At 60.7% G+C, this 25,448-nt stretch carries 26 protein-coding genes and 1 tRNA gene; 14 read left to right on the forward strand and 13 right to left on the reverse strand.

What is annotated here, in order from left to right; all coding sequences use genetic code 11:
* Positions 1 to 415: 415 nt before the first annotated feature.
* From DCO45_RS19355 to DCO45_RS19395, 9 genes are all read left to right on the forward strand, one after another.
* On the forward strand, positions 416 to 3,340 hold the full coding sequence (locus DCO45_RS19355) for a monovalent cation/H+ antiporter subunit A (RefSeq protein ID WP_116927347.1): 2,925 nt from the start codon (positions 416 to 418) through the stop codon (positions 3,338 to 3,340).
* 12 nt (positions 3,341 to 3,352) lie between these two features.
* On the forward strand, positions 3,353 to 3,718 hold the full coding sequence (locus DCO45_RS19360; protein WP_021028259.1) for a Na+/H+ antiporter subunit C: 366 nt from the start codon (positions 3,353 to 3,355) through the stop codon (positions 3,716 to 3,718).
* Entirely contained in the window at positions 3,718 to 5,490 is a 1,773-nt protein-coding gene (locus tag DCO45_RS19365) for a monovalent cation/H+ antiporter subunit D (protein ID WP_116927348.1), read from the forward strand. Before DCO45_RS19360 ends, DCO45_RS19365 begins: the two co-directional genes overlap by 1 nt.
* Entirely contained in the window at positions 5,487 to 5,975 is a 489-nt protein-coding gene (locus DCO45_RS19370) for a Na+/H+ antiporter subunit E (protein ID WP_116927349.1), read from the forward strand. The genes DCO45_RS19365 and DCO45_RS19370 overlap by 4 nt, the downstream gene beginning before the upstream one ends.
* Entirely contained in the window at positions 5,972 to 6,250 is a 279-nt protein-coding gene (locus DCO45_RS19375; RefSeq protein WP_021028262.1) for a K+/H+ antiporter subunit F, read from the forward strand. Before DCO45_RS19370 ends, DCO45_RS19375 begins: the two co-directional genes overlap by 4 nt.
* The gene (gene mnhG, locus DCO45_RS19380) at positions 6,247 to 6,624 is read left to right on the forward strand and encodes a monovalent cation/H(+) antiporter subunit G (protein ID WP_116927350.1); all 378 of its coding nucleotides are present in this window, start codon (positions 6,247 to 6,249) and stop codon (positions 6,622 to 6,624) included. Before DCO45_RS19375 ends, mnhG begins: the two co-directional genes overlap by 4 nt.
* A gap of 134 nt (positions 6,625 to 6,758) precedes the next feature.
* Entirely contained in the window at positions 6,759 to 8,579 is a 1,821-nt protein-coding gene (locus DCO45_RS19385; protein ID WP_116927351.1) for a peptidase M14, read from the forward strand.
* 70 nt (positions 8,580 to 8,649) lie between these two features.
* Positions 8,650 to 9,033, forward strand: a complete 384-nt coding sequence (gene crcB / locus DCO45_RS19390) for a fluoride efflux transporter CrcB (protein WP_116927422.1) — start codon at positions 8,650 to 8,652, stop codon at positions 9,031 to 9,033.
* Positions 9,034 to 9,187: 154 nt separating this feature from the next.
* A complete protein-coding gene (locus DCO45_RS19395) occupies positions 9,188 to 10,051 on the forward strand; it encodes a TIGR00730 family Rossman fold protein (RefSeq protein WP_116927352.1) in 864 nt (287 codons plus the stop codon).
* A 90-nt stretch (positions 10,052 to 10,141) separates the two neighbouring features.
* Here the strand turns inward: DCO45_RS19395 and DCO45_RS19400 are convergent, their stop codons facing one another.
* From DCO45_RS19400 to DCO45_RS19420, 5 genes are all read right to left on the reverse strand, one after another.
* Positions 10,142 to 10,843 carry an ABC transporter ATP-binding protein gene (locus DCO45_RS19400; RefSeq protein ID WP_116927423.1) on the reverse strand — a complete coding sequence of 234 codons (702 nt, stop codon included), beginning with the start codon at positions 10,841 to 10,843 and terminating at the stop codon, positions 10,142 to 10,144.
* 8 nt (positions 10,844 to 10,851) lie between these two features.
* Entirely contained in the window at positions 10,852 to 11,619 is a 768-nt protein-coding gene (livG, locus tag DCO45_RS19405) for a high-affinity branched-chain amino acid ABC transporter ATP-binding protein LivG (RefSeq protein ID WP_116927353.1), read from the reverse strand.
* 37 nt (positions 11,620 to 11,656) lie between these two features.
* Complete coding sequence (locus DCO45_RS19410) at positions 11,657 to 12,886, reverse strand: high-affinity branched-chain amino acid ABC transporter permease LivM (protein WP_116927354.1); 1,230 nt, start codon at positions 12,884 to 12,886, stop codon at positions 11,657 to 11,659.
* A complete protein-coding gene (gene livH / locus DCO45_RS19415; RefSeq protein WP_116927424.1) occupies positions 12,886 to 13,809 on the reverse strand; it encodes a high-affinity branched-chain amino acid ABC transporter permease LivH in 924 nt (307 codons plus the stop codon). Before livH ends, DCO45_RS19410 begins: the two co-directional genes overlap by 1 nt.
* Before the next feature lie 89 nt (positions 13,810 to 13,898).
* The gene (locus tag DCO45_RS19420) at positions 13,899 to 15,023 is read right to left on the reverse strand and encodes a branched-chain amino acid ABC transporter substrate-binding protein (RefSeq protein ID WP_116927355.1); all 1,125 of its coding nucleotides are present in this window, start codon (positions 15,021 to 15,023) and stop codon (positions 13,899 to 13,901) included.
* A 721-nt stretch (positions 15,024 to 15,744) separates the two neighbouring features.
* On the opposite strand from DCO45_RS19420, the gene DCO45_RS19425 reads away from it, so the two are divergent.
* Positions 15,745 to 15,954 (forward strand): hypothetical protein, encoded by a 210-nt coding sequence (locus DCO45_RS19425; RefSeq protein WP_133248208.1) that lies wholly within the window; start codon positions 15,745 to 15,747, stop codon positions 15,952 to 15,954.
* 163 nt (positions 15,955 to 16,117) lie between these two features.
* On the opposite strand, the gene DCO45_RS19430 is transcribed toward DCO45_RS19425, so the two are convergent.
* Positions 16,118 to 16,297, reverse strand: a complete 180-nt coding sequence (locus tag DCO45_RS19430) for a hypothetical protein (RefSeq protein WP_116927357.1) — start codon at positions 16,295 to 16,297, stop codon at positions 16,118 to 16,120.
* A 428-nt stretch (positions 16,298 to 16,725) separates the two neighbouring features.
* On the opposite strand from DCO45_RS19430, the gene DCO45_RS19435 reads away from it, so the two are divergent.
* On the forward strand, positions 16,726 to 16,944 hold the full coding sequence (locus tag DCO45_RS19435; RefSeq protein ID WP_116927358.1) for a hypothetical protein: 219 nt from the start codon (positions 16,726 to 16,728) through the stop codon (positions 16,942 to 16,944).
* 501 nt (positions 16,945 to 17,445) lie between these two features.
* Here the strand turns inward: DCO45_RS19435 and DCO45_RS19445 are convergent.
* Positions 17,446 to 17,832, reverse strand: a complete 387-nt coding sequence (locus DCO45_RS19445; RefSeq protein ID WP_133248209.1) for a hypothetical protein — start codon at positions 17,830 to 17,832, stop codon at positions 17,446 to 17,448.
* On the opposite strand from DCO45_RS19445, the gene DCO45_RS22785 reads away from it, so the two are divergent.
* The 3 genes from DCO45_RS22785 to DCO45_RS19460 all read left to right on the forward strand — a co-directional run bounded on the left by DCO45_RS22785 (position 17,816) and on the right by DCO45_RS19460 (position 19,429).
* Positions 17,816 to 18,154 carry a hypothetical protein gene (locus tag DCO45_RS22785; protein ID WP_133248210.1) on the forward strand — a complete coding sequence of 113 codons (339 nt, stop codon included), beginning with the start codon at positions 17,816 to 17,818 and terminating at the stop codon, positions 18,152 to 18,154. The genes DCO45_RS19445 and DCO45_RS22785 overlap by 17 nt on opposite strands.
* Before the next feature lie 92 nt (positions 18,155 to 18,246).
* Positions 18,247 to 18,792: an endonuclease V gene (locus DCO45_RS19455; protein WP_116927362.1), complete on the forward strand. Its 546-nt coding sequence runs from the start codon at positions 18,247 to 18,249 to the stop codon at positions 18,790 to 18,792.
* A 313-nt stretch (positions 18,793 to 19,105) separates the two neighbouring features.
* The gene (locus tag DCO45_RS19460; protein ID WP_133248211.1) at positions 19,106 to 19,429 is read left to right on the forward strand and encodes a helix-hairpin-helix domain-containing protein; all 324 of its coding nucleotides are present in this window, start codon (positions 19,106 to 19,108) and stop codon (positions 19,427 to 19,429) included.
* An 840-nt stretch (positions 19,430 to 20,269) separates the two neighbouring features.
* On the opposite strand, the gene DCO45_RS19465 is transcribed toward DCO45_RS19460, so the two are convergent.
* From DCO45_RS19465 to tolB, 6 genes are all read right to left on the reverse strand, one after another.
* Positions 20,270 to 21,109, reverse strand: coding sequence for an alpha/beta hydrolase (locus tag DCO45_RS19465; protein ID WP_116927364.1), 840 nt, complete (start codon positions 21,107 to 21,109; stop codon positions 20,270 to 20,272).
* A 596-nt stretch (positions 21,110 to 21,705) separates the two neighbouring features.
* A tRNA-Lys gene (locus DCO45_RS19470) sits at positions 21,706 to 21,781 on the reverse strand.
* Between the two features lie 74 nt (positions 21,782 to 21,855).
* The gene (locus DCO45_RS19475) at positions 21,856 to 22,656 is read right to left on the reverse strand and encodes a tRNA threonylcarbamoyladenosine dehydratase (RefSeq protein WP_116927365.1); all 801 of its coding nucleotides are present in this window, start codon (positions 22,654 to 22,656) and stop codon (positions 21,856 to 21,858) included.
* Between the two features lies 1 nt (position 22,657).
* Positions 22,658 to 23,419 carry a tol-pal system protein YbgF gene (gene ybgF, locus DCO45_RS19480; protein ID WP_027011353.1) on the reverse strand — a complete coding sequence of 254 codons (762 nt, stop codon included), beginning with the start codon at positions 23,417 to 23,419 and terminating at the stop codon, positions 22,658 to 22,660.
* A gap of 9 nt (positions 23,420 to 23,428) precedes the next feature.
* Positions 23,429 to 23,965 carry a peptidoglycan-associated lipoprotein Pal gene (gene pal, locus DCO45_RS19485; RefSeq protein WP_116927366.1) on the reverse strand — a complete coding sequence of 179 codons (537 nt, stop codon included), beginning with the start codon at positions 23,963 to 23,965 and terminating at the stop codon, positions 23,429 to 23,431.
* 59 nt (positions 23,966 to 24,024) lie between these two features.
* Entirely contained in the window at positions 24,025 to 25,338 is a 1,314-nt protein-coding gene (gene tolB / locus DCO45_RS19490; protein ID WP_116927367.1) for a Tol-Pal system beta propeller repeat protein TolB, read from the reverse strand.
* Positions 25,339 to 25,448: the final 110 nt, after the last annotated feature.

The raw sequence follows: 25,448 nt of genomic DNA on the forward strand, positions 1-25,448 counted from the left end.
GCCCTGCTCTGGGCGCAGGAGCCCTGATATGCCACGGCACCGGACCCTACGCACCCCAGCCTCGCCCGCACAGCCCTGCTGCCATGCGCCAGCAGCGGTACCGCGCGCGCCCCCGCCCCGCGCACTACAACTCCTGGACTCAGCGGACCTGCGGCGCAACCATCTCCTCCCCCTGTCCCAGCCCCCTGACCCTGCCGCAACGCTGCAGTGTTGCCCTATGGGCAAGTGGCCGGCTATTCATGCAAAGCATGCATGGGCGCATGTTCAAAACAGGCATCAAGAAACCACCTTTGCTCGCGCATTTGCAGTCACTAACATAGGGTATTGACTATCGATAAGCCATGACCAATATCCTGAACTTGCTCGGGTTTTAGTAGCAGCTGGGATCGGGCCAGCTTGTAGAATTTACAAAGAAATGGCACTTTCCTACCTGATCCTCCTCCCCTTCATCGGCAGCGCAATTGCAGCGCTGCTGCCTGCCAACGCGCGTAACACCGAGTCCACGCTGGCAGGGGCCATTGCGGTGTTCTGCGTGGTTCAAGTTGCCATGCTTTTCCCGGAAACGCAGAACAACGGCGTGGTGCACCACAATGTGGCCTGGCTGGGCCAGCTCGGGCTGGATCTGCACTTCCGCATGGATGGATTTGCCTGGTTGTTCTCCATCCTGGTGCTGGGCATCGGCAGCTTGGTGGTGCTGTATGCGCGCTACTACATGTCGCAAGCCGATCCGGTGCCACGCTTTTTCTCGTTCTTCCTGGCCTTCATGGGCTCGATGATGGGCGTGGTGCTCTCGGGCAACCTGATCCAGCTGGTGTTCTTCTGGGAACTGACCAGCCTCTTCTCCTTTTTGCTGATCGGCTACTGGCACCACCGCAAGGACGCACGCATGGGCGCGCGCATGGCGCTTACCGTGACCGGCACCGGGGGCCTGTGCCTCTTGGGCGGTGTGCTGCTGCTGGGCCACATCGTGGGCAGCTATGAGCTCGACAATGTGCTGGCCGCCGGTGACCAGATCCGCAACCATGAGCTCTACCGCGTCACCCTGGTGCTGATCTTGCTCGGCGCGCTCACCAAGAGCGCGCAGTTCCCCTTCCATTTCTGGCTGCCGCGCGCAATGGCGGCGCCCACCCCGGTCTCGGCCTATCTGCACTCGGCCACCATGGTCAAGGCCGGTGTCTTTTTGCTCGCCCGCCTCTGGCCTGCGCTGAGCGGCACCGAGGAATGGTTCTGGCTCGTTGGTGGCGCCGGCGCCATCACCTTGCTGCTGGGCGGCTATATCGCCATGTTCCAGCATGACATGAAGGCGCTGCTGGCGTATTCCACCCTGTCGCACCTGGGCCTGATCACCTTGCTGCTGGGCCTCAACAGCCCGCTGGCCGCCGTTGCTGCCGTCTTCCACATCATGAACCACGCGACCTTCAAGGCCTCGCTGTTCATGGCCGCCGGCATTGTCGACCACGAGTCAGGCACACGCGATATCCGCCGCCTCTCCGGCCTGCAAAAGATGATGCCGATCACCGGCACCTTGGCGATGGTGGCCAGTGCAGCGATGGCCGGCGTGCCGCTGCTCAACGGCTTTTTGTCCAAGGAAATGTTTTTTGCCGAGACGGTGTACATCAACACCACACCGTTCCTGACCACCGCCTTGCCGGTGGCCGCTACCTTGGCGGGCATTTTCAGCGTCGCCTATTCGCTGCGCTTCACGGTCGATGTGTTTTTTGGCCCACCGGCCACCGACCTGCCGCACGAGCCCCATGAGCCACCGCACTGGATGCGCGTGCCGGTCGAGCTGCTGGTACTGATCTGCCTGCTGGTGGGGATCTTCCCGGCCTGGGCGGTGGGCAGCTACCTGGATGCTGCCGCCTCGCCCGTGGTGGGCGGCAACTTGCCAGAGTTCAGTCTGGCGCTGTGGCACGGCATCAATGCACCGCTGGTGATGAGCATCATCGCGATGCTGGCGGGCATCTTGCTGTATTTGCTGCTGCGCCTCTTGCGTGCCAAGCAATACCTCGATGATGCGCCGCTGGTTGGCCGCGTCAATGGCCAATGGGTGTTCCAGGCGGTGATGGCGATCATCACCAATGGCGCGCGCCATATGCGCCGCTGGCTGGGCACGCGCCGCTGGCAGTGGCAGGCACTGTGGCTGGTGCTGGCGGCCTTGTTGACCGCCACCTTGCCGCTGCTGATCCACGGCCTCCAGCTGGGCAACCGGGGCCTGCAGCCGCTGTCGCCCGCCTTTGGCATTCTCTGGCTCATCGGTATCAGCTGCTCGCTGGCAGCGGCCTTCCTGGTCAAGTACCACCGCCTGGCGGCCCTGGTCACCTTGGGCGGCGCGGGCCTGGCCACCTGCATTACCTTCCTGTGGTTCTCCGCACCCGATCTGGCCTTGACCCAGCTGGTCGTCGAAGTGGTCACCACGGTGCTGCTGCTGCTGGGCCTGCGCTGGCTGCCCAAGCGCGACAAGAAGCTCAAGAAAGTCTCCCAGCATGGTGCACTGGTCACGTTGCGCCGCTGGCGTGACCTGGCCATTGCGCTGCTCGCCGGCGGCGGCATGGCCTGGCTGTCGTTTGCGATGATGAGCCGGCCTTTCCCGGAGAGCACTTCTACCTTCTTCCTGGAGCGCGCCCTGCCCGAGGGCGGCGGCACCAACGTGGTCAACGTCATGCTGGTCGACTTCCGTGGCTTTGATACCTTTGGCGAGATCGTCGTGCTGGGCATTGTGGCGCTCACCGTCTATGCCCTGCTGCGGCGCTTCCGCCCCGCACCAGAGGCCATGGATGTGCCCGAGCAGCAGCGCTTCTTGCCGGCTGACTTGCAGACCGACCTGCTCAACCCGCGCAGTGCCACCGATACCGCCGTGGGCTACCTGATGGTGCCCGCCGTGCTGGTGCGCCTCTTGCTGCCGTTTGCCGCGATTGTGGCGATGTACCTGTTCATGCGTGGTCACAACGAGCCCGGTGGCGGCTTTGTGGCCGGCCTGACCCTGGCCATCGGCCTGCTGCTGCAGTACATCATCTCCGGCACGCACTGGGTGGAGTCGCATCTGCCGATCTACCCGCGCCGCTGGATTGCCGCCGGCCTGCTGTTTGCGCTGGGCACCGGTGTGGGCAGCTGGTACTTTGGCTACCCGTTCCTGACCAGCCACACTGCGCATCTGACCTTGCCCGTGGTGGGCGAGATCCATATCGCCAGCGCGCTGTTCTTCGATATTGGGGTGTTCTCGCTGGTCGTGGGCTCGACCATGCTGATGCTCACCAGCATTGCCCACCAATCCGTCCGGGGATTCCGCTTCCACGAGCGCCAGCAAGGCGAGCGCAGCGACTCCGCTTCTCAACCCTAAGGACAATACCAAATGGAAATCGTACTGGCCATTGCCATTGGCGTATTGACCGGCTCCGGCGTCTGGCTGTTGCTGCGCCCACGGACGTTTCAGATCATCATGGGTCTGCTCTTGCTGTCGTATGCGGTCAATTTGTTTATCTTCAGCATGGGCCGCGTGGGCCTGGCGATCGACCGCGAGCCGATACTGCAGCCCGGTGTGCCCACCGACCTGATGCATTACGCCGACCCCATGCCGCAGGCCCTGGTGCTGACGGCCATCGTCATCGGCTTTGCGATGACCGCCCTCTTTTTGGTGGTGCTGCTCGCCTCGCGCGGCATGACGGGCACTGACCACGTGGACGGATCCCTCTCCAACGATGTGCAGGAGGCGCCTTGATGTCGCTGATGACGCTGACTGAGCGCCTGATGCCGCACCTGCTGCTGGCACCGATTTTGCTGCCCATGCTGACGGCAGCGCTGATGCTGACGCTGGGCGAGAAGTACCAACGCACCAAACTGCTGATGAACATCAGCTCCTGCCTGATCGGCCTGGTCATCGCCATGGCCCTGGTCAAGTGGAGCAACCAGGATGGCATGGCCACCTCGATGAGCGTTTACCTGTCGGGCAACTGGGCCGCGCCATTTGGCATTGTGCTGGTGCTCGACCGGCTCTCGGCCCTGATGCTGCTGACCACCAGCGTGGTCGCGCTGTGTGCCGTGGTGTATTCCGGCGCGCGCTGGCACCGGGTGGGTGTGCATTTTCACCCGCTGTTCCAGTTCCAGATGATGGGCCTGGCCGGTGCCTTCCTGACCGGTGATCTGTTCAACCTCTTCGTGTTCTTCGAGATCATGCTGGCCGCCTCCTACGGTTTGCTGCTGCACGGCTCGGGCAAATCCCGGGTGCAGCATGGCCTGCACTACATCGCCATCAACCTGGCAGCGTCCTCGCTCTTTTTGATCGGCGTGTCGATGCTCTACGGCATCACCGGCACCTTGAACATGGCCGATCTGGCGCGCATCATCCCCAGCGTCAGCAGCGCTGACCGGGGCTTGCTGCACACCGCAGCCGGTATCTTGGCCACGGCCTTTCTGATCAAGGCGGCAGTCTGGCCGCTGAACTTCTGGCTGGTGCCCGCCTATGGCTCGGCCACCGCGCCGGTGGGCGCCATTTTTGCGCTGATGACCAAGGTGGGCATCTATACGATTGTGCGGCTGTGGACCTTGATGTTCAGCAGCGAGGCCGGGCCTTCGGCTCATTTTGGCAGCGCTTGGCTGATCTTGGGCGGGCTGGCCACGATGCTGTACGCGGCGATCTCGATCCTGGGTACGCAGCGCCTGGGCTATGTGGCGGGCTATGCAGCCATATTATCAGCAGGCACCTTGCTCGCCGCTGCCGGCTTTGGCCAGAACCTGATGACCAGCGCCTTGCTCTACTACATGCCCAGCTCCACCTTGGCCGTAGCGGCCCTGTTCCTGGTCACTGACCTGATCGAGCGATGGCGCACCACCGATGGCGCCAGTGTGCGCTTTGAGGATGAGGAGGCGCCGTTTTTGACCGCAGAGCTGCTGCCACGCGAGGGCCTCAACCTCGACGAGGACGAGGAAGTGCTGATTGGCCGGGCCATTCCGGCGGCGATGGCCTTCCTGGGCCTGTCGTTCATGGTCTGCACCCTGGTGATTTCCGGCCTTCCCCCGCTGTCGGGCTTTATCGGCAAATTCGCGATGCTCTCGGCGCTGCTCAATCCGCTGGGCCTGGGCTCGTCGGCGGGCACGCAGATCGGCTGGCTGGGCTGGCTGTTCATGGCCATTTTGATCGCCACGGGCCTGATGGCCTTGACGGCCCTGGTGCGCATCGGCATTCGCGAGTTCTGGTCCAGCATCAGCCGCAGCACGCCCGAGCTCAAGGTGATTGAAGGCCTGCCGCTCGCCATCTTGCTGGGCTGCTGCATTCTGATGGTGACCCATGGCGCCAGCGTGATGCGCTTTACCCAGCGCGCGGCCGACAACCTCCATTCGCCTGGCAACTACATCCGCGCTGTGCTGGAGACCAACCCCAAGCCCTCCCCCACGGCCAAGCCCGTGGTCACGCCCGAGATCCCGACCGTGCTGCCTGAAACTGGCTTTACCGCTGCGCCCGATGCAGCCATCGCCGGAGGTACCGAGCCATGAAGCGCCTTTTCCCTGCGCCCCTGCTGTCCGTGCTGCTGTGCCTGGTGTGGCTGCTGCTCAACCGCAGCATCAGCCCGGGCCAGATCATCCTGGGCGTGCTGTTCGGCTTGCTGATTCCTGTGCTGACCCAAGGCCTGCGTCCCCGCTCGGTCAGCATCAAAAAGCCCTGGACCATCATCCGCCTGGGCTTTCGTGTCGCCGCCGATTCGCTGCAATCCAATCGCGCCGTGCTGCGCCTGCTGCTGATGCCCGGCACCCGCAAAAAGCCGGCTGGCTTTGTGCACGTGCCCCTGCAACTGCGCGATCCCAATGGTCTGGCGGTGCTGGCAATGATCGTCTGCATCACGCCGGGCACCGCCTGGGCCGAGATATCGCGTGACCGTTCCATCCTGCTGTTGCACGTGCTGGAGGCGGATGACCCACAGGGCGTTATCGACCACATCAAGGCCTTCTATGAACGGCCCCTCATGGAGATTTTCGAATGAACAACATTCTTGCCTGGACGATGCCGGCGGCCCTGTTCATCCTGCTGCTGGCCATGCTGTTTGCGATGATCCGGCTGCTCAAGGGCCCGCAGGCCCAGGACCGTGTGCTGGCCCTGGACTGCATGTACCTGATCGGCATGCTCGCGATGCTGGTGCTGGGCATCCACTATGCGTCGGTCAATTACTTTGAGGCCGCCCTGCTCATCGCGCTGTTTGGCTTTGTCAGCTCGACGGCCATGGCCAAGTTCCTCCTGCGCGGGGAGGTGATCGAATGACGGAAATCGACCTGCCCATCTGGGTGCAGATTGTGGTGTCGGTGCTGGTGCTCGCGGGCTGCTTGATCACCTTGATCGGCGCGCTCAGCCTGTTTCGCCTGCCCAGCTACTACGAACGCGTCCACACGCCGTCCATCATCGCCTGCGCCGGCTGCTGGCTGATTGTCTGGAGCTCGGTCCTCTTCTTCAGCCTGCAGTCGCACAAACCCAGCTTTCACACCTTGCTGATCGCTGTGCTGCTGTCCGTGGCCGTACCCATCACCAATATCTTTTTGATGCGTGCGGCGCTGTTCCGCGACCGGCGCATGGGCAAGGATGTGCCGCCTAGCCTGAGCCGCATCGTGTCGGCCAACCCGGAAGGCAACGACGCCTGAAACCGTGATGGCGGTAGGCGGCCAAGGCACCGCCAGGGACGAGGTTCAGGCGGGAATAAGCGCCCGGGGACAGCAGGAACAGCGCGCTTGTTCTATGCTGGTGGATCACCAGCATCCACACCCCAGGCCCTGCCATGACGCTTCTGCTCTCCCACACCCTCAACCGCACGCTCAGCCAATGGATGGCTGAGCGCTTGGCCCATCCGCAGCCCGAGCTGGCATGGCAGCTCTGGTGTTTTGAAGGCGTTGATGCACGCCGGGCGGCTGAGCAGCAACTGGCCAAGCACGGCATCCGCGCCCGCATTCGCAGTGCCTACAAGCCGATGGTACATGCGGTGCTGGAAGACCTAGACACCACCGGGCTGCAAAGCCTGCAGCTGCACTATCCGCTGCATGCGGATGCGGCGCCCAACCGTTTTATGCTGGAGGCCTACCCGCTGGCCGCCATGCTGCCACACGGTGTCGATCTGCAGATGGCCGCCGGCCAGCACAACAGCAACTACACCCTGGCGCTGCGCTACCAGGATGGGCGCACACAAAGCCTGCAGGTGTTCGCGCCCAACCGGGCTTTCCAATCAGCGCACGGCAGCAGCGGCATCACCCCCTGCGGCTGGCAGCAGGCGCATGACGCCCAAGGCCGCACCGTGCACGATGCCGCCCTGCTCACGGACTACGAGGCAGCCTATAGCCAGGCCATGCAGGCCATTGAGCACCATGCCTGGCCCAAGACCGAGCCCTTCTTTGGCCGTCTGCATATCGCCATGCAACTGCCCGGATTTGAACAAGCGATTGCCGGCACCGGCGAGACCATGAGCACGCCCGAAGCCATGCACGAGGACCTGTATTTCTCGCTGCTGGAACATTTTCAAAAGCTGTCCGGGCGCGCAGCCGGTGACCGCCGCCTGCAACCGGGCCAGATCGTGCCGGACATCCAGATCGCCGCACAGTCCCATCCGCTGGAGCTGACAACGGTCGGCTTGCAGATCCGCGCACTCGCGCTGAGCGAGCCCCTGCCCGAGGTGGAAGAAGGCCTGCCAACCGCTACCTATAGCCCCCACAGCTTTGCCCAGGCCGATGCGGCCGCAGCGCAGCTGCAGCGCGCGCCGAGCCTGGCCCAGATGGATGCGCTGGTCCAGCCGCTGTTTGATGCCTATGGCAGCGCCTGCCAGGGCCAGAGCGTGCAGGGCCGCCGCATAGCCGCCACCTACAAAAAGGGCAGCGAGCATCCGGTGGTGCTGAGTGGCGGCCAGCATGCCAATGAGATATCAGGTGTGACAGGCGCCTTGCGCGGCGCGCTGGCACTGGCGCAGCAGGCGGACAGCCACTTTGCCTACATCCCCGTCGAGAACCCCGACGGCTATGACCTGCACCAGTGGTACTGCCGTTACGCCCCCGAGCAGATGCACCATGCAGCACGCTATACCGCGCTGGGCGATGACCTGGCCTACCGCGACCATGCCCCCTGGTACGAAGGCGCACTGCGCCGTGATGCGATTGCCGCCAGCGGCGCGCAGCTGCACCTGAGCCTGCATGGCTATCCCGCCCATGAATGGACGCGCCCCTTGTCCGGCTATGTGCCCCAGGGCTTTGACCTCTGGACCATTCCGAAGGGCTTTTTCCTGATTCTGCGCTACCAGGAAGAGTGGCAGCCGCAGGCCGAAGCGCTGGCCGAGCGGGTGGCGCAGGCCCTGCTGCAGGTGGCGGGCTTGCCGGAGTACAACCGCCGCCAATTGGCGCTGTACCAAAGCCATTCCGGCCGCCAGCCGTTTGAGCTGCGGCATGGCACACCCTGCACGATGCAGGTCGACAACAACGGCCTGACCCCCGTGAGCCTGATCACCGAGTTCCCGGACCAGACGGTGGTGGGCGATGCGCTGGTCTTTGCGCATACTGTGCAACGCGCTGCGGTGCTGGCCGCCTATGCCGCCTGGCAGGACATTGTGCAAACGCGCTGAGCTGGGAAGCATCACTGGCGTGGCACCGATTTTTCACGCAGTGCAGCTGCGCCCTGCTAAGCTGCCTGCCATGTGGAATGTTCTTGGCATATCGATTGGCGCCTGCCTGGGCGCGCTGGCACGCTGGCAACTGGGCCGCTGGCTCAACCAGCCCCATGCCTTGCTGCCCTGGGGCACCTTGGCGGCCAACCTGGGGGGCGGCTACGCCATTGGCCTGCTGGTGGCGCTGTTCCAAAACGCACCGGGCATCGACCCGGTCTGGCGCCTGGTGCTGATCACCGGTTTTCTGGGCGCCCTCACCACCTTTTCCAGCTTCTCTGCCGAGACGGTATCGATGCTGCAGGCCCAGCGCTACGGCCTGGCGCTGTTGCAATGCAGCCTGCACCTGCTGGGCTCGCTGGCGTTGACGGCCCTGGGCCTGGCGACCGGCCAGGCGCTGTGGGGTGGGCGCTAAGAATCCTTAAGGCGTATTTTTTAAGGCATTGCCGCGAGTGCATGCCCAAATCGCTCTATATTCAGTAGCAGCGCAGGCCCCGCTTGCGCTGTTTGTGTTTTTTGTGAACGCTGGTGCCTGCCGGGCACTGGCATTGTGAAAGCTGGAGAAGACCATGGACGCCAACACCCAACTCGACGAACAAGTCATGGCGCATGACTGGAACCTGTTCGGTGCCGACATACCTGCAGAGCAGGCGGCCAAGCGCGACTCTTACCGCCTGGCTTTTGCAGACCCCGAGTTTCTGAGCCGCCGCGAGACCCGCTCGATCCGCTTTCAACTCGAGATGCTCAAGCCCGACCTGGAGCTGACCGCCCAAGGCATCAACAACACCGTCGTGGTGTTTGGCAGCGCGCGCTTTGTGGCGCCTGAAGAGGCTGAGCTGCTGCTGGCGGCCGCCCAGGCCCAGGGCGATGCGCAAGCGATTGCCGTGGCGCAGCGCGCCATGGCCACCAGCCGCTACTACGACGCCGCACGCCGCTTTGCACGCCTGGTGGCCAAGTTCAGCGAAACCCAGAAGCTCGAAGACCGCCTCTACATCTGCACTGGCGGCGGCCCCGGCATCATGGAAGCGGCCAACCGGGGCGCCTCCGAGGAGCACGCACCCAATGTCGGCATGAACATCACCTTGCCCCATGAGCAGTCGGGCAACCGCTACATCACGCCGGCGCTGTGCTTCAAGTTCCACTACTTTGCGCTGCGCAAGATGCACCTGATGATGCGCGCGCGGGCCCTGGTGGTGTTTCCCGGCGGCTTTGGCACGATGGATGAGCTGTTCGAAGTGCTCACCCTGGTGCAGACCCACAAGGCCAAGGGTGTGCCCATTGTGCTGTTTGGCGTGGACTACTGGTCGCGCATGCTGAACTTCGATGTGATGATCGAGTACGGAACCATCTCGCCCGAGAACGTCAAGCTCTTCCACATCACCGACGATGTGCATGAGGCCTGCCGCATCATCCAGGCCTACTACCAGCGCTAACGCAGCGCCCAGGCATTAAAAAACCGCTCCTGACCATGCAGCCAGGAGCGGTTTTGCTTTGGGTAGTGGCAGCGTCTGCCGCTGCGCCGATCAGCCGCCCAGGTAGGCCTTGCGGATGTCCTGGTTGCGCAGCAGGTTGACCCCGCTGTCTTCCAGCGTGACCTTGCCGGTCTCCAGCACATAGCCCCGGTCGGCGATCTGCAGCGCCTGGTTGGCGTTTTGCTCGACCAGGAACACGGTCACGCCCTGCTCACGCACGGCCTTGATGATCTCGAAGATCTGCGCAATGATCAGCGGCGCCAGGCCCAAGGTGGGTTCATCGAGCAGCAGCAGGCGCGGCTTGCTCATCAGCGCCCGTCCAATGGCCAGCATCTGCTGCTCGCCGCCCGACATGGTGCCGGCGCGCTGCTCGGCACGCTCCTTGAGGCGGGGAAAGAGCCCGTAGACATAGTCAATGCCGTGCGCAATCTCCTGCTTGTTCAAGAAGAACGCGCCCATCTGCAGGTTCTCCATGACCGTGAGGTCCTTGAAGACGCGCCGGCCTTCGGGCGAGATCGCAATGCCCTTGCGCATGATCAGGTGCGAGGACTGCCCCACCAGCTCTTCACCCTCGAACTTGATCGAGCCCGTGGTGGCGCAGGGATTGCCGCAGACGCTCATCAGCAACGTGGTCTTGCCAGCGCCATTGCTGCCGATCAGCGAGACGATCTCCCCCTCATTGACATGCAGGCTCACATCGTTGACTGCACAAATCGCACCGTAATGCGTGCTGATATTCTTGATTTCCAACATCGGCTGCATCAGGACTCTCCCAGGTATGCCTTGATCACGCGTTCGTCATTGCGAATGACCTCCGGCACACCCAATGCAATCGGCTTGCCATACTCCATCACCAGGATGCGCTCGGACACCCCCATCACCAGGCTCATGTCATGCTCGATCAGCAGCACCGTCACGCCGTACTCGCGGCGCAAGCGGTCGATGAGGTGCTGCAGCTCCACCTTCTCTTGCGGGTTCAGGCCCGCTGCAGGCTCGTCGAGCATCAGCAGCTTGGGCTTGGTGATCATGCAGCGCGCAATCTCCAGCCGGCGCTGGTGGCCATAGGCCAGGTTGCCCGCCTCGCGGTTGGTGAAGGCGCGCAGGCCCATCACATCCAGCCAGTGGGCCGCTTGCTCCTTGGCGTGCTCTTCGGCCGCGCGGTAGGCCTTAGTCTTGAACAGGCCCGAGAGCAGGTTGCGCTTGATCTGCTGATGCTGGGCCACCAGCAGGTTCTCCAGCACGGTCATGCCCTTGAACAGGCGCACGTTCTGGAAGGTACGCACCACGCCGTGGTTGGCCACCTCATGGCTGGCAAGGCCGGCAATCGACTGCCCGCCCAGCGACACGGTACCGGCCGTGGGCTTGTAGAAACCGCTGATGCAGTTGAACACGGTGGTCTTGCCCGCACCATTGGGGCCAATGATGGCGAACACCTCCTGCGGCTTGACATCGAGCGCGACCTGGTCGACCGCGAGCAAGCCGCCAAAGCGCATGCACAGGCCTTCGACCTTCAGTATGCTTCGACTCATAAACACTTCTCCCTGTTTGCGTTTTCCGTGTTTACGGTCATTGCTTCAACTCTTCATGGTGGCGCTTCATCGGGAACAAGCCCTGCGGACGCCAGACCATCATCAAGATCATCACCAGGCCGAAAATCAGCATGCGGTATTCCGAGAACTCGCGTGCCAGCTCAGGCAGCACCGTGATCAGGATCGCGGCCACGACAACGCCGATTTGCGAGCCCATGCCGCCCAGCACCACGATGGCCAGGATCAGGGCCGACTCGATAAAGCTGAACGACTCGGGGCTGACAATGCCCTGGCGCGCGGCAAAGAATGCGCCGCCAAAACCGGCAAACATGGCGCCCAACGTGAAGGCCGAGAGCTTGATCTTCGTGGGGTTCATGCCCAGTGAGCGGCAGGCGACTTCGTCTTCACGCAGCGCTTCCCAGGCGCGGCCAATGGGCATGCGGATCAAACGGTTGCTGATCCACAAGGTGACCAAGGCCAGGCCCAGCGCCAACAGGTAGAGGAACACCACCATGTGCATGGTGTTGAACTCGATGCCCAGGAACTGCTGCAGGGTCTGCGCACCCTCTTGCGAGGCCGAACGGGTCAGCTCAAAGCCCAGGAAGGTGGGCTTGGGAATGCTCGAGATGCCGTCCGGCCCGCCGGTGAAGTCCACCAGGTTGACCAGCAGCAGGCGGATGATTTCGCCAAAGCCCAGGGTCACGATCGCCAGGTAATCGCCGCGCAGGCGCAGCACCGGAAATCCCAGCAAGAAGCCGAACAGGGCAGCGGCTGCGCCGGACAGCGGCAGCGCTTCCCAGAACGACCAGCCGGCCCAGTGGAACAGCAAGGCATAGGTATAGGCGCCCACCGCATAAAAGCCGACAAAGCCCAGATCGAGCAGACCGGCAAAGCCGACCACGATGTTCAGGCCCAGGCCCAGCATCACATAGATCAAGGCCAAGGTGGCAATATCGACCGCGTTGCGGCCGCTGAAAAACGGCCAGGCAATGGCCGCCACAATCACCAGCCACATGAGCGTCATGCGCATGCGGGCGCTGACCTCGGGCAGTCGCGGCGCCTGCACCCGGGCCATATGCTTGCCCAGCATCGGCTTGACCAGCTGCAGCACCAGCACGATGACAAAGCCCCAGATCACCAGGTTCCAGTGCGGCTCAATGTAGTTCTGGCCGCCCTTGCGCTCCAGGTGCAGGCCAAAGATGGGGACCACCACCAAAGCGGCCAGCACGGCCGAGATGATGGCGTTCTTGATGTTCGCTTTCACCATCAGACTTTCTCCACTTCAGGCTTGCCCAACAGGCCCGTGGGGCGAAAGAGCAGGATCAGCACCAGCAGACCGAAGGCGACGATGTCCTTGTACTCGGACGAGATATAGGCGGCAGCCATGGTCTCGGCCACGCCCAGCAGCACGCCGCCCAGCATCGCACCCGGAATGCTGCCGATGCCGCCCAGCACCGCCGCTGTGAAGGCCTTGATGCCCGCAACAAAACCGATATACGGGTTGAGCTTGCCGATCGCCAGCGCAATCAGCACGCCGCCCACCGCAGCCAGCACCGCGCCCAGAATGAAGGTGAACGACACCACCTTGTTGGTGTCAATGCCCAACAGATTGGCCATCTGCATATCTTGCGAGCAGGCGCGCGAGGCGCGGCCCATGCGCGAGTGGCGGATGTAGAAGGTCAGCGCGGCCATCAGCACCACGGCAACTACGATGATCAAGATGCGGGTGTAGGGCACAAAGACCTCGAAATCACCCATGTGAAAGTTGAAGGCACCAGGCAACAGCGAAGGCACCGCCATATCACGTGCGCCCTGGCCCAGGGCCACCCAGTTTTGCAAAAAGATTGACATACCAATGGCCGAGATCAGGGCCACCAGACGGGGGCTGCTGCGCAAGGGCTTATAAGCCACCTGCTCGACCACATAGCCATAGACACCGGTGAGCACCACCGCTACGAGCAGCATGGCACCGATCACCACAAAGACCGGCAGCCCGCTTTGCGTGCCGATGGCCGACAAGGTCACCAGGCCGATATAGGCCGCAATCATATAAATCTCGCCATGGGCGAAATTAATCATTCCGATAATTCCATACACCATCGTGTAGCCAATGGCCACCAGCGCGTAGATCGCGCCCAGTGACAGACCATTGAACAACTGTTGTATGAATTGGGGCAAAAAATCGTTCATACCGTACCAACCCAATTCCATTGGCGCTTGTGGCCGCCAAAATAAAAAAGCATGGCTCTATGTTTTAGAGCCATGCTTTTGCCAAACACTTACTTGGTTGCAGGCGACTTGCTGCCGTCCTTGTGCCAGCTGAACACCTGGAAGTCGTAGGACTTCAGGTCACCCTTGGCATCCCAGGCGAGCTTGCCCAGTGGGGTTTCAAAAGTTGCGGTATGCAGGTGCTTGGCCACCTTGGCGCCATCATTGCCCACGGCCTTGATCGAGTCAGCAATGACTTGCACAGCGGTGTACGAGCCCATCTGGAACGAGCCGGAAGGATCGCGCTTCTTGTCCTTGAATGCCTTGACGATGGCGGCGTTCTTGGGGTTGGAAGCGAAGTCCGCAGGCAAGGTCACCAGCATGCCTTCAACAGCCGGGCCGGCGATGGCGTTGATTTCAGGGTTGCCCACGCCTTCTGGGCCCATGATGCGGACCTTCAGGCCTTGCTCAGCCGATTGGCGCAGCAGCAGGCCCATCTCTGGGTGGTAGCCGCCGTAGTAGACAAAGTCCACACCGGCGCTTTTCAGCTTGGTGATCACGGCAGAGTAGTCGCTGTCACCGGCGTTGATACCTTCGAACAGCGCGACGTTCACGCCGTCGGCCTTGAGCGTGTCACGCACGGCCGTGGCAATGCCCTGGCCGTAGGATTGCTTGTCGTGCAGCACGGCAACCTTCTTGGGCTTGACGTTCTGGGCAATGAACTTGGCAGCGAAAGGACCTTGCTGGTCGTCACGGCCAATGGTGCGGAAGATCGAGCTGAAGTTCTTGCCTTCGGTGAGCGCTGGCGACGTGGCCGACGGAGTCACCACCACCACACCTTCGTTGTTGTAGATGGGTGCCGCAGCAATGGCAGCGCCCGAGCACACGGGGCCGACCACGTAATGGATCTTGGCGTTGACCACGCGGTTGGCGGCCACTGGGCCTTGCTTGGGCTCGCAGGCATCGTCAACGATCACCGCTTCGAGCTTGTTGCCATTGACACCACCGGCTGCATTGATCTGCTCGAGCGCCGTATCCACACCCTCCTTGACCATGTCGCCGTACTGGGTCAGCGGACCCGTCGCAGGAATGACCACACCAATCTTGATATTTTGAGCCTGGGCGGCGCCAGCGAGCATGCTGCCGGCCAAACCAAATGCAACCACCATCGAGTTGAGGCGAAACGGTACCTTCATATCGGAATCCTTTTTTTAATCAAGCTATGGATCGCAATCATTGCCAATAGAGCAACTATCAAGTGCGATGCGGAGACAGCATATAGGTCTAACCAACTCTCACAAGAGGGATGCCAAGGATTGCCAAATATGTCACGTATGTGCTAGCAGACAGTGACCTTTGCACCTATGCGAGGCATCCATCGGCATCTTTGCACCAAATGTGTGCAAATACCGCTAAAGCCACCGCAAGCGCTGGTTGAGTCCTTCTACATTTAAATGCATTTAGTGCACCTATAAGAAGGACCCGCGCCCTCCCCGGCATCTGCAGCGTGCTCAACCCTCCCCTGGCCAACCGCCCAACGGCTATCACCAAGCCCAGAGTACAAGCACGCCATTGCGAGAGGCAGCATTGTGCGCGAAAAATCCTGCCGCGCGCGCATTCTGACCAGCCCAAACCCATCTGCATCCCGCCAAGATCGGCAACGCGGATCCAGTTCACAGGTTTTTTTGTTACATCCGCAATCAAAAGTCGCCACCCTCATGGTCGCGTAGAGCGCGTGATCAACCACCCAAAAAACGGTAAAAACGCTTGATGCACATGGGCTTATGTTGCTGCCCGAACCTAACGGTATGTGAATGTTTTTATTGGGTGATTCTTTAACCATTGCTAACTCAAGCAAAAACTGCTTGCACAATGTCAATCACGTATGGAGAATTGTTCAACATGAAAGAGATTAGGTTGATCAATTCCAAAGGCAGCGGCGCGGACAACGCCGTGGCTGCCTCTGCCTGGCTGCCCGATGACGTCCACCATCGCCAGCAATTCCTGGAACTGCTGGAGCAGGCCATTGCTGACGGCGGGCCAGGCACCTACCTGCTGCAGACCCGTGGCCACCATGTGCTTACGGATATTCTCTACCCCAACCGGGCGTTTTGCACGCCAGCCTAAGCGCTGCGGGCATTGCGCGCTGGCCGCTTATACCGGTTGGCGGCGCCGGGCTCATGCCGCCCCGCAGCATCGCTGCGCTAAGGCAAGCACCTATGTGCTTTGCCGCAGCACCGCCTTCATTGCCCATACAGGCAGATTTTTGGCTGCACGCTCCAGTTTGGCGTCAGTCACCCACCACCACCCCGAGCGCCGCCAGCTTGGCGGCCAGCACATCGCGCCGGCGTTCAGCCTTTGCAGCAGTCGCCATCGCAGCACGCATGGCCTGAGGCCCTTTGAGCGATGCGATGCGCACCAGGGCCGTTTTCTGGTTGACCTCGGCCACCAGCTTTTGGTAACTGGCCATCAACGCAGCATATTCTTGGGAAGGGACCACAGCTTTTCCTTGTCTTTCGAGAGCCGCTATTGTCGGGCGAAATGCCTTGTCCCCGCGCCCAGCGGCTACTCCCCCGCCCTGCGGCATGACCTGTATGACAGCTGCCTACACCCTCCCGGCCGCAACGCAACCTCGGATTGTGTTGCATGGCAACCAATGCGCCTGCGTGCGCTCCGGAACCGGTTACAGTGGGGCATAGCATCAGGAGGATTCCATGGCCACCCAAGCGCAACGCAACTGCAGCCCGGACACGCACGCACATGGATACGCGCTTCAAGTACCAGCCGCTCCTTGACGCACGCAGCAGACTTGCCCGTCCCCTCTCCGCCCCGATTTCCTTTTGATTGCCGATGGCGCATGACTGCGGTCATCTCGCCCGTGCACACCGCTTGAGCTTTATGAAAACCATCGACGAAATGCTGAGCCTGGAGCTGCTCACCCATGCCCAACATGGCGAGATCAGCGCCTGGATTGACCAGTCCAATTCCCCCGAAGAAATTCTGCAGATGCCTTCGAACCTCTGGCAGGCCATTGAGCGCGCAAGCCTGGCCATGGGGGTCAATGACGATCTTTTGCGACCTCCTGCTCTGGATGCGGGAAGCTTGTTGCTGGGTTGAAATTTTTTGCCGAGTGCAGCGTTTGGTGCAGGCACGAGCTGCCGAGGGATCGGTGCCAGCCTTCAGGCTTGCTAGGCCCCATGAAGGACCACCATTGGCATGGATTTGCCAAGTGGGTGAAGTGGTTCAGGTGGGCCAAGTGGGCCGAGTCGATCCAGTGGGCCCACTGGGCGAGATGGCATTGGGATGGCCAGGCCGGCCGGGCAATTCCGTCCAAGGGGTGTGAGCCCGATGATGTTGCATCGCAAGCTCACATGCTGACACGCATGCCCTGACAGTTGTTGATGGTACCAAGACCGTCCTGCAATTGGTCTAGCTTATGATTTTATGAATATAGGGAGGTGCTAGAACGAAGTATGAGCTAGTCATCGCTTGAGAGCCGGCTGAACGCAGGCTCTTTTTTTGCGAACCAAGGGAATACCCTTGCAAAATCGTTTTATATCAATCTATAGAATATATCTAACGATTTTGCCGGATTCATGCACCATCCTCCCTCCCTCTCTATATTTGCATGAACATGCCTGAGCGATCAGGAACGGCTTTTTTCAGCGCCTCGGGCCACCTTCGGGTGGCCTTTTTTTGGGACTTGGTGGCGAGCTGCAGCGGTGATCGTCCTTGATATACGTCCATCGTGGCCGTCTCTTGCCCGCGGGCAGCTTGCGGATGCCTTTCGCACCAGTTGCGCACCAAGACAAAGAGAATTTCCGCTGCAGCGCTCAGCCCGGATGGCCGTAAACTGCCTGCGTCTTCAGAACACCAGGTGTCCACCATGTTGTCCCGGCTTACTTTGTCACTCTCATGTGTATTATTCACATATGCAGGTCTGTCCCACGCCAGTCCCGCCTCACAAAAAGCCTTTGCCTGGAAGACCTTGAAGATCAAAGCCATGATCTGCAAGGAAGAATATACGATAGGTCGCCTCCAGGCGAACCAGGGTGAGACAACACCACAACAGGCTTACAGCGATTTCCTGGACTGCCGAACTGCAGTCTTGCAGGCATCCAAGAACGTCTACCAAAAAGTGCTCGGCAAAGCCAAGGGGAGCGACGCCAAGAAGGCCGTGAAAGACTACCAGGTGGCATTCATGACCTTTCTGGACGGCATCGATCCCCAAGCGGAAGAAACAAAATACGCGTACGCGCTGCGCCTCTCCGCCTTGGAAAGCAAGCTCAGCACGGCTAAGCAGCGCCTGGATCTGGAATTGGAATAAGCGATGGGCTCGCTCCTCACTGCAGCCCCCACGAAGACTCGAGTCATGCAAGCCATCAGCAGAAGTGGCGGCTCAGCCAGGGAATCCGCACCATGATTGCGATTCTGGATGTCCACTACCAGGGCCAAAAGGCGCAAGCCGCTTGCGTCACTGCGAGCGATTGGTCATCACCAGCCGCCCTGCACCACTACCTGGCCCATATCGAAGCCATACAAGACTATGAACCCGGGGCGTTTTACAAGCGTGAGCTGCCTTGTCTGCTGAGTGTTCTGCAAACGCTACCCGCACTGCCCCAAGCCATCGTCATCGACGGCTATGTGTGGCTGGGCGACGAAAAGCGTGCGGGGCTGGGCGCCCACCTCTACGAGGCACTGGATGGCGCTGCGCCAGTCATCGGCGTTGCAAAGACCGCGTTTCATGGTGTGGCGTCTTGCCCGGACGTGGTTCAGGTGCGCCGCGGGCAATCGCAGCGCCCCCTGTTTGTGACAGCCGTAGGCGTCAGCCCTCAATTAGCCAGTGCCCGGGTCTCGCGCATGGCGGGCGCGCACAGAATCCCATCACTGCTGGCCCTGACCGATCAGCTCTCCAGGTCTGGCAGCATGGATGGTCAACTGCAGGCGAACCACAGGCCTGCTTAGGAAGCGCTCTGGCCTGTGCCGCACGTGTGGCAGAGGTGCTTGGCCATTGGTGGGCCGAGGCCCTATAGTTGGCAATCCTGCTTGGCCGGCACCCCAGGACCCGGCACGGAGTCGTAGCGAGCGATACGACGCTAGATATCCTCCAGTGCAGACCTCGGCACACCCCTTCTTTTTGCGTTGACATTGACAGAATCACTATTTTCAGTGATACCAATTGTTACGCGCTCACTCTATGCTTCAAACTCCGCAGCCCTTCACTTCCCAACGCACCCGGGCTGCGGCGTTTCAGTTCTACATTGTTGGATGGCTAGAGATGAATACCAGCACTGCACACCCATCGCTCCATGCGGCTACGACCTTGCAAGGCTTGCTACCGCCTCATTTGTGGCGAGTGCTTGCAAGAAATGGCATTACCACCATTGAACAGGTAGCCCAGAGCTACCCGGAAAAGCTTTTGCAAATGCCCAGCGTGGGCCCCAGAACCTTCAGAAAAATAGAGGAAAGCCTGTTTCCAGGCGAGCGCTATGCGCCTGCCCAGCAGCCGAACATTGCGCAGGCCGATCTGGACCAGGCACCCAGAGCCCTGCCTTTTTTCAGACGCACCCAGAATGCACTGAGGCGGCACGATCTCAAGTAGCCAAGGCTGGGCCGGGCTAAGGGCCATGGGAGACCTTGCGACGATCTTTGCGTTCGCGCCTCATTCGCCTCCAAAGGGTGGTGCCTGCATGTCACTATCCCAACCGCAGCCTCGAATGCTGCCGCAGCAATAAGGCTCCGCAACCCCGGCATGACAGATCCCTGCCTGCTATGGCATGGAGGGTACGCCCATCCACCGCCTGGTGTCGCTTTTGAATAACGGCCAATATCCGTTGCACGGCGACCGCGCCCAAGCGCCCAAACAGATCGCTTTTCCACCATGCACACGGCACCCAGCCTGGCTACAGGCCAGCTGCGGGCTAGGTGAGACCTATCCACAGAGTTTCAAAGAGTTACATTGCGCTTCACACCAGAGACAAACTCCCGGCCAATCGCTTGCATAGGATCATCTCAAGTCATGGGGCTGGTTGACCTACCAGCCCTTTGCACAGCTCCCTCCCGCCCGTAACCCTGCGGGCATTCAAGCCACCCCAGCCGGTGGCTTTTTTTTACGCGCCCCATCTCCAGTTATTCACTGCATACGCATTGCGGAGCACGCCCGAAAATTGCGGAACGGAACGCAAGAAAAGCCCTCGCGCGATGCACGCAAGGGCTTGATTTTTAAAGTTTTATTCGGCGGAGCGTGCTATTTTTTCAATTCGCGAGCTACGGTTTACGCCCGCGCCTTCAACCCATCCAAGCCACTGCCAGTTCGGGCAAATAGATCACGGTTTTGGCTGGAGACTGGCATTTGCCAATCCCTCTTTGGCAGCCATTTAACGGCCTTAGATTAACTCGCCATCCGCCTCTGACCTCCGCCAATCCCAGCGATTGACGTTAATTAGCCTCGCTTCATAAAGCTGATCAGGGCCTGATTGAACTCAGCTGCATGCGATACATTGCAACCATGCGGGCCTCCCTGGATGAGGTGCAACTCGCATCCTTTCACCAGTTGGTGCGTATGATGGCCGCTCACTTCAAACGGTACGATGGCATCACTGTCACCGTGCAACACCAAGGTGGGGATGGTGATCTTTCTCAGGTCTCCCCGAAAATCAGTGCGCGAGAATGCATGCCTGCAATCGAGCGTGGCTTTAGGTGATGCCAACGTAGCGATGGCATACGCATAAGCACGTTGGGCTTCGCTGACGGCCAGCTTTCCGCCTTTGGGGGTGAAAAAATCATGGGTAAATTTTTCCAAGAAAGCCAGGCGGTCAGCGCGGATGGCTGCGTCCTTCTCCGCAATGGCCTCTTCTGTCACCGGGCCTTCTGGGTGGTCGTCTGTCTTGAGCAGGTACGGGGTGACAGCCGCCGCGAACACGGCCTTGGCGATACGCTTGCTGCCATATAAACCCAGGTAGCGGGCCACTTCTCCACCCCCCATAGAAAAGCCGACCAAGGTGACATCTTGGAGCGTCAGGGCGTCGAGCAAAGCCTCAAGATCTTTGGCAAAAGTGTCGTAGTCATAGCCAGACCAGGGCTGCGAGGACTCTCCGAATCCTCTGCGGTCATACGTAATGACGCGGAATCCAGCCTCAACCAGCGGCAGGATCTGCGCTTCCCAACTACGGCCACTCAGCGGCCAGCCATGAATAAGCACAACCGGTTTGCCTTGGCCATAGTCCTGATAGTGGAGGCGAACCTCTTGATTGTCAGCGGATGGAAGTGTGATGTGCGGCACGTATAACTCCTGTCAGACCGTGAATCGACAGCTTCACTGTCCCAAATTCTGATGACGAGGCCTGTCAGGGATAGCTGATACGCCTGTGGGTAGATACCGAAAACGGAGGCGTAAATGCAGAAGGACTACCGCCACACACCCACTGGCTTTCTGATTAACGCGGGTCCGTACTTGCCGCCAATGCCTGACGCGCCGCCGCCGACTTTGAGCAACGCTTGATGGGCTGAGCAAATCATCCGGGACACTGGGGCAAGCCCTGCTGGCTGACTCCTTCTAGGCCGCCGCGCCCCACTTGGGCGACCGCATTGCCGATAACGCGCAGCAGCAATTCCCTTATCTCCACGGCCAGGTGGCGAAAGCCCTTCGGGTCATCCTGCGTTTGCATCAGGCTGAAAGATCTTGGAGTCGATGAACCTTCAGGCAAGACCAGTGCCGAGCGCTACACCGAGCATGGCTCGTGGCGACACCAAGCCACCACCGAACGACACACCGATGGCATCATTTGCCCGGTACCGCATAGGAGACATGTCTTGTTTCGCGCCAGACAAACGAAAAACCCTGCTACCTATGAGATAGCAGGGTTTCCTTGTTATATATGGTGGGTCCTGCGAGATTCGAACTCGCGACCAACGGATTAAAAGTCCGCTGCTCTACCGACTGAGCTAAAGACCCGCCGTGTTTGCTTGACAAATTCCTAAGAACTGGTCTTGCTCACAACAGACTTAAATTATAGCGTAGGTTTTTTGTCATTTTGGGGAAAGTGCCAACTTTTCCAGAATCCAGCTGGCCGCGCACATTCCGAAGGTCGCGGTCACCGCCACCGATGAGCCATAACCGTGGCAGTTCAGCGAGCCATCACCATCCACGGCGCAGGAAGGGTCGGGGCCGGCCACGGCCTCCTGGCTGTAGATGCAGGCCACATTCATTTTCTTGCCATCCTTGGGGGCGCCATATTCTTTGCGCAAGCGGTAGCGCACCTGGGCCAGCAAGGGGTCGTGCGTGGTCTGTGACAGGTCGGCCTGCTCCACCTTCCAGGCCAGGCGTTTGCCGCCTGCCGCACCGATGCATACAAAAGGACGCTGGTGGCGCCGCCCCCAGTTGGCCATTGCCGCCTTGGCACGCACCTGGTCACAGGCGTCGACAAAGCCGTCAACGCCATCGAGCAATGCGGCGCAGTTATCGGCAGTGAGGAAGTCCTCTACCACCTCAACTTCACAATGGGGGTTGATCTGGCGGATGCGCTCGCGCATCGCGTCGACCTTGGCCATGCCAATGGTGTCTGTCAGCGCGTGGATCTGGCGATTGATGTTGGACTCGGCCACATTGTCCAAGTCGATCAGGCGAAGCCTGGCAACGCCACTGCGGGCCAGGGCCTCGGCCGTCCAGGAGCCCACGCCCCCGATGCCGATAACGGCGATAGCGCTTGCGCGCATTTGCGCGGCAGGCGCAACGCCAAACAGGCGGTCCAGCCCGCCAAAGCGCCTTTGTGTGTCAACGTCCGCCTCGGCGTCCTGCCGATCGGGCGCCGATGGAGACGGTGCACTCATATCACTTCAGCTTGGAGAGGCGCTCTTTGGCAGCCGCTGCCGCATCGCTTTGCGGGTAGGCAGCAATCAGGTCTTCCAAGGTCTTGCGGGCGGCCTTGGTGTCCTTGAGCTCGATCTGGCAGTTGGCAATGGACAGTGCCGAATCAGGCGCACGCATATGCTCGGGCGCCTGGGCCAGGATCAGCTTGAAATTGTCGATGGCGGGCTTGTAGTCGCGGGTGGCATAGTACGCGTTGCCCAGCCAAAAGCGTGCCGATGGCACATAGCCACTCTTGGGGTAGCGCTGGATGAAGCTGCTGAACACGCCAGCGGCATCGGCAAACTTACCGGTGCGAAACACGCCCAGCGCGGCTTCGAAATCACGCTTTTCGGCAGGATCGGCCTTGAACTCCTGCCCATCTACGGTGACCGAAACGGGTTCAAACTGCTGGAGCCGGGCTTCGACACCCTTGGCCAAATCAGTCTGACCGCGCTTCAGATCGGCAACCTCACGTCGCAGCGTCTCGTTTTCACCGCGCAACTTGTTCATCTCGCCACGCATGGATTCAATCTGCGATTGAAAGTCCAGCAGGCTGCGACGCACTTGCGAGGTGTCCTCACCATTTTGGTTGTTGCCTTGCGTCAGCTGATCGACACGCTGGCGCAGTTCAATGATGGCGCGACGTGCGTCGCCATCTTCAAACAAAGCGGCTTGGGAGGTGCTTGCACAGGCCATCAACGCGGCCAGTGCAATCCAACGGGGAGTACTGCGAGTGAGGTTCATGGAGCCTTATTAACGGTAGTTCAGTTCAACGCGGCGGTTTTGTGCGTGCGCATCTTCCGAGCTACCTTCAGCAGCCAGCTTTTCCTTGCCGAAAGACACGGCTTCGAGTTGGCTGTCGCTCACGCCCAGCACGTTCAGCGAACGGCGAACGGCTTCAGCACGCTTTTGGCCCAGGGCCAGGTTGTACTCGCGGCCACCGCGGTTGTCGGTGTTGCCTTCGAGCATGACCTTGCGCGAAGGGTTGGCCTTCAGGAAACGTGCGTGTGCATCCAGCATCGATTGCGCATCGGGCTTGACCGAGTAGCTGTCGAAGTCAAAGTACACAATGCGTGCAACGCCGACAGGGCCTTGGCCGTTGGCTGCGCTGTTGTTCAGGTCCACACCACCAACGGTGCTTTGGCCAGCACCACCGGCGCCAGCGCCTTGACCGGCGGTAGCAGCACCCTTGTCTTCCACAGGTGCGTTATCCAGCGGAGGCGCAGAGCTGCAACCAGCCAACACGGCAGCGGCCACCAGGGCCAGCGAAGCTTTCTTCAATGACAACATGTAAAACTCTCCGAAACGAATTTCTCGTATAAAAATAATTGACTCGCCAAAAACCAATCTTAGGGCTGGTATGGGCCCCAATCGGGCTCCCGTATGTCTCCGCTCTGCCCTGCCAGTCGTGCTTTGATCTTGCCGTCCAGCGTCGTGGTCATGAGGGCTTCACGACCGCCTTCGCGGGTTGCATAGACGATGAGTCGGCTGTTCGGAGCAAAACTGGGGCTTTCATCGCTCGTGGTGTCGGTGACCGACGCCACAGTGCTGGAAGCCAGATCCATGACCTGCAATTTATATCCACCACCGGCGCGGGTGATGTAAGCAAGTGTCTTGCCATCAGGACTGATGGAAGGAGAAATGTTGTAGGACCCGCTGAACGTCACGCGCTCTGCACCGCCGCCTTGCGCGCCCACGCGGTAGATCTGCGGCGCACCGCCACGATCGCTGACGAAGTAGATATAGCGGCCATCCTTGGAGTACGTTGGCTCGGTGTCGATGCCGCTGCTTTGCATCAGACGGCGAGGCTCACCCCCGCTCGAAGGGATGGTGTAGAGCTGCGAGCCGCCATCGCGGCTCAAGGTCACCGCCAAGGTGCTGCCATCGGGCGACCAGGCTGGCGCGCTGTTGGAGCCACGGAAATTGGCGATCAGGCGGCGGCGGCCGGACGAGACCTCGTGCACATAGACCACGGGCTTGCGCGACTCGAAAGACACATAGGCTAGTTGCGTGCCGGCAGGCGACCAGGTGGGCGAGATGATGGGCTCGGGGCTGGCCAGTGCCGACTGTGCATTCTCGCCATCCGAATCGGCTACCCAGAGGGTATAGCGGGGACCGGCCTTGGTCACATAGGCAATGCGGGTCGAGAACACGCCCTTTTCGCCGGTGATTTTTTCGTAGATGTAGTCCGAGATCTTGTGCGCAACCAAGCGCAGATCCGCCTGCGGCACGCTGTAGCTCTGACCGCCCATGTCGGCGCCCTTGACGGCATCCCACAAGCGAAAGCGCACGTCAAAGCCATTGGCGCCACGGCTCACACTGCCGACCGACAGGTACTCGGCGCCGGCGGATGACCACCTGGCCACATCGGGGCGAGAGCTCTCGTCCAGCTGTTCGCCCGATGCGTCAACGGGCTTGAAGAGACCGCTGCGGATCAGATCGGCCTGCACGATCGCAGAGATCTTTTGCGGCGACGCATCTTCGCCCCGAAACTTGGGCAAGGCGATGGGGATTTGCTTGATGCCAACGCCACTGATCTCAACCCGGAACTGCGCCAGGGCGGGGACTGCAGGGGCTGCGAGCGCAGCACCCAGTACGTGACGACGATGGAAGAGCGGCTTGGCCGCCTCCGAGATGAGAGATGGGAAGCGTGTTTTAGTCATTACCGACCATCATAAATGCGCTATGCATGACAAGCCCTGAAGGCTGCAGGATGTTACACACCCCACAAATTCTTTATTATCGTCCAACGTCGACAGCCGTGCATTTTAGA

It is taken from the genome of Comamonas sp. JNW (assembly GCF_003105075.1).
Classification (GTDB): Bacteria; Pseudomonadota; Gammaproteobacteria; order Burkholderiales; family Burkholderiaceae_C; genus Comamonas; species Comamonas squillarum.